Source organism: Globicatella sp. HMSC072A10 (assembly GCF_001811625.1).
Lineage (GTDB): Bacteria > Bacillota > Bacilli > Lactobacillales > Aerococcaceae > Globicatella > Globicatella sanguinis.
In genome coordinates, this window is sequence record NZ_KV805727.1 from 1 (window position 1) to 7,956 (window position 7,956).

The 7,956-nt window shown below is 34.9% G+C and carries 8 protein-coding genes; 3 read left to right on the forward strand and 5 right to left on the reverse strand.

Annotation, left to right across the window (positions count from 1 at the left end; genetic code table 11):
- Positions 1-282: 282 nt before the first annotated feature.
- Genes galU through HMPREF2811_RS05835 form a run of 5 tightly spaced genes read right to left on the reverse strand, consistent with a single transcriptional unit; the run spans position 283 to position 4,294 of the window.
- Entirely contained in the window at positions 283-1,161 is an 879-nt protein-coding gene (galU, locus tag HMPREF2811_RS05815; RefSeq protein ID WP_071408512.1) for a UTP--glucose-1-phosphate uridylyltransferase GalU, read from the reverse strand.
- A 10-nt stretch (positions 1,162-1,171) separates the two neighbouring features.
- Positions 1,172-2,293: a glycosyltransferase family 4 protein gene (locus HMPREF2811_RS05820; RefSeq protein WP_210386555.1), complete on the reverse strand. Its 1,122-nt coding sequence runs from the start codon at positions 2,291-2,293 to the stop codon at positions 1,172-1,174.
- 2 nt (positions 2,294-2,295) lie between these two features.
- Positions 2,296-2,562, reverse strand: a complete 267-nt coding sequence (locus HMPREF2811_RS05825) for a hypothetical protein (protein WP_141749269.1) — start codon at positions 2,560-2,562, stop codon at positions 2,296-2,298.
- A 26-nt stretch (positions 2,563-2,588) separates the two neighbouring features.
- Positions 2,589-3,830, reverse strand: coding sequence for an aminopeptidase (locus tag HMPREF2811_RS05830; protein WP_071408515.1), 1,242 nt, complete (start codon positions 3,828-3,830; stop codon positions 2,589-2,591).
- A 14-nt stretch (positions 3,831-3,844) separates the two neighbouring features.
- Entirely contained in the window at positions 3,845-4,294 is a 450-nt protein-coding gene (locus tag HMPREF2811_RS05835; RefSeq protein ID WP_071408516.1) for a flavodoxin, read from the reverse strand.
- A 213-nt stretch (positions 4,295-4,507) separates the two neighbouring features.
- Here HMPREF2811_RS05835 and galE point away from each other — a divergent pair, with 213 nt between their 5' ends.
- The 3 genes from galE to HMPREF2811_RS05850 are packed head-to-tail and all read left to right on the forward strand — an operon-like array spanning position 4,508 to position 7,835.
- The gene (galE, locus tag HMPREF2811_RS05840) at positions 4,508-5,527 is read left to right on the forward strand and encodes a UDP-glucose 4-epimerase GalE (RefSeq protein ID WP_066125818.1); all 1,020 of its coding nucleotides are present in this window, start codon (positions 4,508-4,510) and stop codon (positions 5,525-5,527) included.
- A gap of 9 nt (positions 5,528-5,536) precedes the next feature.
- Positions 5,537-6,433 (forward strand): hypothetical protein, encoded by an 897-nt coding sequence (locus tag HMPREF2811_RS05845; protein WP_071408517.1) that lies wholly within the window; start codon positions 5,537-5,539, stop codon positions 6,431-6,433.
- A gap of 25 nt (positions 6,434-6,458) precedes the next feature.
- The gene (locus tag HMPREF2811_RS05850; RefSeq protein ID WP_071408518.1) at positions 6,459-7,835 is read left to right on the forward strand and encodes an LCP family glycopolymer transferase; all 1,377 of its coding nucleotides are present in this window, start codon (positions 6,459-6,461) and stop codon (positions 7,833-7,835) included.
- Positions 7,836-7,956: the final 121 nt, after the last annotated feature.

The following is a 7,956-nucleotide window of genomic DNA, read 5'->3' on the forward strand; positions in this document are numbered from 1 at the left end:
ATAACACACCCCTAAAATAGTTTGATTATCACCATTTTAAGGGTGTTATCCGATTATTGATAGATACTTTGTTATGGGACGCTTACGGTTAATTTCATTAATGTAAAAATAATCTGACTAATACATGATAAAGCTTTGAATTATGATATCAAATATCACACCATATAATAAAGCTTTGAATTTTGTTGCGCAATCTCATCAAGGCGATATAGAAAAATAGCCAAGCTAAAAGCTCTGAAATCATCACTATATGACTTCAGAGCTTATTCTTTGTTTATATGATTATTGTTCTAATTGTTCAACTAAGTTTTCAATATACTCTTTTAACTCAGAGGCGATTTCAGGATGTTTTAATCCATATTCAACACTCATTTGTAAAAAGCCTAACTTACTCCCCACATCGTAACGATGACCATCAAAACGTTTGGCGAAAACACGTTGAGTTTTATTTAAGGTATCGATGGCGTCGGTTAGCTGAATTTCGCCACCAGCCCCTGGAGTTTGATTTTCTAAAATAGAAAAAATTTCAGGTGTTAGAAGGTAGCGGCCAATGATTGCTAAATTACTTGGAGCATCTTCAGGTTTTGGCTTTTCAACAAAAGCATCGACATAATAAGTACTGTCATCGAATTTTCTAGATGGTGCGATAATACCATATTTAGAAGTTTGTTCTGGATCAACTTCCATTACCGCAATATTTGAGGCATAGGTTTCATCGTATACATCGATTAATTGTTTAGTTAATGGTACTTCACTTTGCATAATGTCATCACCTAACATGACAATAAATGGTTCATTGCCAACAAAGGCTTTGGCTTGTAACACTGCATCGCCTAAACCTTTAGGGTAAGGTTGACGTACAAAGAACAGATTAATACCAGTGGCTTGTTTAACTTTTTCTAGAAGTTCCATCTTGCCTTGTTTTAACAAGTGTTCCTCTAATTCAATATTAGAATCAAAATGATCTTCGATGGAACGTTTACTTTTACCAGTAATAATTAGTATATCTTCGATACCTGAGGCAATCGCTTCTTCAACAATAAATTGAATAGTTGGTTTATCCACAATCGGCAACATTTCTTTGGCCATGGCTTTGGTAGCAGGCAAGAAACGAGTTCCAAGTCCAGCAGCAGGGATTACAGCTTTTCTTACTTTTTTCATATGTATCTAATCATCCTTTATTTTGGGTTATATTTTGATAAATGTTCAGATATTTCTGATTGACTTCATCCCAATTAAATTTGTTAGCATTATTAAGTGCATTCTTGGATAGTGTTGCATAGTTTTGCTTAATAAAATCAATTGCTTTAGTAAAGCCTAATTCATCAGTTTTTGCAACGCTGACACCAATATAGTGATTGTCAAAGAAGGAATCAAATCCTTCATTTTGAGTATAGATAACAGGCAATCCTTGACTCATTGCTTCCGGATAAACTAATCCAAATGTTTCTGGAGAAGAGAGTAGGGCAAAGACATCCATTGTTCGATAAAAGTCTTTTAACTGCTCTTTATTCTTAGGACCGTGATAGGTGACACAATCAAACGTTTTTAATTGTTGAACTATTTTAGGGTTCCAAGTAGGTCCGACAATGTTTAAATGTGCTTGTGCTATATTCTCGGAGTAAGACTGGACCATTTTGGCTAATTGAACAAAACGTTTTTCATGAATTGTTTTACCAACAGAAACAATTTGAAGAGGGGAATGAATCGCCGGTTGCTTTTCGGTAAAGCGATTTTGTAACCAATAAGGGTCAATCCCATTGCTAATTACTTGTGTTTTTGCACGCAAAGTTTCTTTCATTCTTGAAGGAATATGATTAGCAAATACTTCATTATAATTATTACGTGAAATGAAGAAGACCTGACTGGCATTTTCTAATATTTTTAATCCCATTGGCTTTAACCATGGCATTTTGTCAAAAAATGTCCGAATATCAGCACTTCTTACTGCCACGACGTAAGGGGTCTTAGTTTCTTTCCATAATTGGTAGGCTAACCATCCATTTGAAAATAATGAATGAGCATGAATTAAATCATATTGTTCAGCTTGATAAGTATTTTTCAAATCTTTTAAAATATTATAATGTTTTAAATGAAAAAGATAGCGTTCAAACTGATGATGGTTTCGGTGAATTGTTGTATAGTCTCCACTTGCTGCAATGCGTTCTTCAGGAAATTGATGGGAGATAGGAACGTAGACATCAATTTCTAAACCCGCATTTAATTGACGGTCATATAAATGTTTAAAAAGACCTGAGGTCGAAAAATAAGAATTAATATGTAAAACTTTCATTTTTATTCAGCTGCTTCCAATTCAGCCACCCGTGATTCTAACATCTCCACACGTTCGACTAATTCCATTGTTGCATCATCATTGAAAGTTGTTTGTTCATCATTTAAACTTAAAATTTCAATCATCCAATAGCCAATAATTAGAAAACCAATGACGATAATCATCAATGAAATCATACCACCACGGTCTAATCGCTTGTCGAATTCGTCAATTTGCTTACTAAATGCTTGATCTAATTTAGCATTAGTATTTTTATTGTCTTGCATCATTCTTACCCCCAATTATGATTGGTGAATTAAAATGCCCATTCTCCATTACGGAAAATAGCAAAAGTTTCACCATCTTTTGTAATTCCATCAATATTCATTTCAGCGTTACCAACCATAAAGTCAACATGGACAGTTGAACGGTTTAAACCACTTGCTTTTAATTCTTCTTGCGACATTTTGGTACCATTTTGAACGGAAGTGGCATAAGCTTGTCCAATCGCTAAATGGTTTGAGGCATTTTCATCAAATAAAGTATTGAAAAATGTAATATTTGATTGAGAAATAGGGGAGCTATGTGGTACTAATGCCACTTCACCTAAACTACGAGCTCCTTCATTATTTTCAATTAATGTTTTTAGAGTCGCTTCCCCTTCAGCAGCACTTACTTCAATGATTTCGCCATCTTTAAATTTGAAAGTCATGTCACGAATGACGACTCCATTATAACTTAAAGGTTTTGAACTTTTAATAATACCATCTGCACGACGGAAATCTGGTGCAGTGAAAACTTCTTCTGTTGGCATATTGGCAATAAAGATTTCACCTTGTTGATTCGTACTGCCAGCACTTTCCCAAACATGATTCAATGGTAAACCAACCGTAAAGTCAACACCAGGAGCGGTATAATGTAAGCTGTCAAATTGTTTTTCATTTAAGAAATCAGCTTTTTCATTTAAAGTTGCTTCATGTTTTTCCCAAGTTGCAACTGGATCTTGCTCATAAACACGTGTCGTTTTAAAAATTTGATCCCATAAAGCATCAACTTGCGCCTCTGAGCTTTCTAATTCGGGGAAGACTAATGCTGCCCACTCTTGACCAGCTGCGGCACATACGAGCCAACTCATTACATTAGCTTGTGAGGCAATACGTTGTTCAGAAAATGCTAATGAAGCGGCTTTGCTTGCTGCTGCTAATTTTTCTGGGGCAATATCTTTTAATGCATTTGGATTTGCCGAACGTAGGGCAATTCTTTTGGCACGTGTTTCAATATCGTACTTAGATTCAGCCACACGATATTCAGGAATATCTGTTAATGTTTCAACTGATTGATGTTGATAACCTAAAATACTAATGGCAGTATCCGTCCAATTAACTTTAACGTGTTTTGCACCTAATTGATAAGCATGTTGTGTCATTAATCTTACCAATGGCGCTTGTTCTATTTCGGCATTGATTAAAACATAATCATCTGTCGAAACATTTAACCCTTTTGTCATTAATAAATTTGCATATTTATCTAATAAAACATCAAAATTTTCTAATACCATATTATACCTACTTTCTATGATTCAAAATGACTAGCAATGGCATCTGCTAGGGCATTCAAGTTTTCAATATCTTCATCTTCAGCGTTTAAATTGACTTTTACACTTTCGCCACCTTTAGTTGCACCCGTTGCAACAAATTGATTTTCAAAGAAATCAACAGCAGCACAGAAATAATCATAAAAATCATCGCCAGAACCAAAGACACCAAAAACTTTACCGGTTAAATCAAGTTCACCTAATTCTTTATGGAAATCAATCATTTCATCAGGTAAAACACCATCAACACCATAGGTATAGCTACCTATGATACAAATATCATAATCTAAAAAATCGTGTGCATCGGCTTGCATACAATCAACTATTTCAACATTAATATCATGTTCTTCAAGTCTTTCAGCAACGATATCAGCCATTTCTTCGGTATTACCGGTTAAACTGGCAAATACAATTAGGGCTTCAGCCAAACTAATTCCTCCTTACATTGCACCTTTTTTAAGGTTTTCGTTTCTATTATAACAAAGATTCCCTTCAATATATATATAAATTAAATATAGATTTGAATTTTAAAGGTGAAACCACTATGAATAATTTTTGATAACCTAATAAATTCGCTATCATTAACTTCTTATCTTGTGTTATAATGAACACTAAGAGTAAATAAGTATAGGAGTGGTATGATGTCAGTTTTAGTTACTGGTGGAGCGGGTTATATTGGTAGCCATACAGTGGTAGAGTTATTAAATTTAGGAACCGACGTGATTATCGTTGATAATTTTTATAATAGTAAGCCAGAAGTATTAGAGCGCATTAAAGAAATTACTGGCAAAGACTTTAAGTTTTATGAAGCTGATATTTTAGACAAAGAAACAATGACTAAAATTTTTGCTGAAAATGATATTGAATCCGTGATTCATTTTGCCGGTTATAAAGCGGTGGGTGAATCTGTTTCAAAACCTTTAGAATATTATCATAATAATATCGAGGGAACGGTTGCCTTATTAGAAGTCATGCGTGCAGCAAATGTAAAAGATATCGTATTCTCATCTTCAGCAACTGTCTATGGTTCGGAAAATCCTTCTCCATTAGTTGAAAGTATGCCAGCTAATACGGCAAGTAATCCTTATGGTTATACTAAAGTTGTTAATGAACATTTACTAACTGATTTAACCATTGCTGATCCAGAATGGTCGGTCACCTTATTACGTTATTTTAATCCTATTGGTGCTCATGAATCAGGACGTATTGGTGAAGACCCTCAGGGAATTCCTAATAATTTGATGCCATATATTACACAAGTTGCAATTGGTAAACGGGATCAATTAACCATTTTTGGTAATGACTATGACACTCCAGATGGTACTGGTGTGCGTGATTATATCCACGTAGTTGATTTAGCAAAAGGTCATATTAAAGCCTTAGAAAAGAACAAAGAACAAAAAGGTGTAAAAGTTTATAATCTTGGTACAGGAGTTGGCTATTCAGTGCTTGACTTAGTCAATGCCTTCCAAAATACTAATAATATTGAGATTAAATACGTAATCAGTGAACGTCGTCCAGGCGATGTCGCAACTTGTTATGCAGACGTTACGGCAGCCAATAATGAGTTGAATTGGAAGACTGAAAAGACTTTAGAGGATATGTGCCGTGATTCTTGGAATTGGCAATCAAATAATCCTCAAGGATATGACGAGAAGTAGTGTTCGCAAATGAAAAATAAACGTAGACAAACACCTCAACATATTAGTCCTAAATTTGAGCCAAATACCAAAATTAAACGTTCTAATGGCATGATTACGTTATTTATCAGTATGGCGCTATTTGTCACTTTATTTTTCTTTGGTTACCATTATTATATGGGGATTGAAAAAAGCTACTATCATTCGATTGAAGAGATAAATTGGATTGAAAAAGCGGATCGTTTGTCCAAAAATCAGCCTACGACTTTTTTAGTCGTAGGTCTGTCTTTTCCAGATGCTGGCAGAATTGAATCTCAACAAGCAACGAGTTGGAATCTCATTACTTTAAATCCTAAGACAGGACAAGGGTTATTAAGCCAGGTAGATGCTCAGTTAGAAATTGATAATAAGCCTTTATCTCAATGGAACCCACGTCATCAAACGGATTTATTATTAAATAAATTAGAAATAATATTGGACCAAAATATTGATCATTTAACGGTTATTTATTTGTCAGAAACAAAAAGTCTTATTGACTTGTTTCCTAATATTACGATTACACCTCAAGCAGACTATACCTATAATGATTTGCACCTACAAAAAAATCAAAACACTTTACTTTCAGGACGATTAGCTTTACAATATATGCTTAATCAAGGAGAAGAGACTGTTTCAGAGCGAAATCAACGAGTGAATGAGGTCTTATTAGGTATTTGGAATGAAGTATACGGTTTGAACCATTTACCGCATTGGAAGACTTATTTCGATGAAGCCAGTCAAACAGTATATAGTTCGTTATCTTGGCAAGATTACTTACGGTTAAATTTTGGCAGTTACCAAAAAGCTATAAAGGATTTAACCATCCATGAAGTGGATAAAGATAATTTGGAGGAGCTAAGAACAAAAGTCAAAGAAATAATCAATTAGTCGTATTATTAAGGAAGTTAATTAAATGAATCAAGAAACAAATAAAATTAAAAAGAAAAAGAGAAATTGGCTGAAAATCCTAAGTGCAATCTTTGTGATTTTACTCGCCGTTGGTTTAGGGCTTTTCATTAAAGTGAACTCAGACATTAATGAATTAAAAAAATCAGTGGTAGTTGAAGATATTTCAGTCAATAAATTACGTGACAAAGAAGCCGAAGTAGATGAAGGGGAACCGTTGAATATTTTACTTTTGGGAACTGATGCGAATAATTTAGAACGAACCGAAGATCAAGGCTTTGTGAGTCGATCTGATACTATTATGATTGTCAGTTTAAATCCTCAGACACAAACAACTAAAATGTTAAGTATTCCACGAGATACTTTATCCTTTATTGAAGGCTATAATGAACCTGAGAAGATTAACCATGCGTATGCCTATGGTGGCATTGAGACCGCTATTGATACAATTCAAGCCTTTTTAAATATACCAATTGACTATTATGCTGTATTGGATATGTCAGGATTAGAAGAATTGATAGATGCGATTGGTGGCATTGAAGTCACTAGTCCTTTAACTTTTACTTATCGAGGCACCCAATTTAAAAAGGGTGAAACAAGGGAAGTAAATGGAGTCAAAGCGATGAATTTTGCCCGGATGCGTTATGATGACCCTGAAGGCGAAGTTGGACGGCAAAATCGCCAAAAAATGGTTATTAAAGCGATAATGGATAAATTACTCAGTTTGAATGCTGTTACTTATTACCCACAAATTTTACAAGTGGTGGCCAAAAATGTTAAAACAAATTTTGATTTAACAACCATTTTATCGGTATATCCTAAGTATGTGTCAGCTCTCAACAATATTTCAGCTATTGAATTTGATGAAATGCAACCATTATATTTAGATGATATTTTTTACTTTAATATTCCAGTCTCTGCACGTTTGAAAGTTTCAAATGAATTACGAGCTCATACTCAACTTGAAGCGATACTAGCAAGTTCATTGGCTGACCCGATGGCTGATAATGAAAATGAGTTCATTAAGAGTGAATTGATTGTGATGAATCAATATCCAAGTGGACTAACACAAGAGCAAATTGACGCTATCAATCAACAACAGGCCGATTTAGAAAGAGTACGTGATTTAGAGACTTCATATTATGAAGGCGATATTTACCAACAACCAACCCAAGGATATGAAGCACCTTCTTATCAACCTAGTTATACTGAAGCGCCGTATTATCCTCCACAAACCGAACAACCTAGTGTCACTGAGCCGCCGGCCTATACAGAACCGGTGACGGAACCACCCGTCGACACAGCACCACCGGTTACGCAACCACCTGTGCAGAGTGAACCTGAAGTGACAAATCCTGTCGTAACCCAGCCACCAGCTGAATAGGTATGGATAGGGTAAGATGACCAGATTGAATAACTTAAATAAACAAAAATAAATAACGAGGTTTGGCGATAAAGATGTTTTCGCTAGACCTCGTTCATTTGTGCGCCCAGCATGGGCGTTA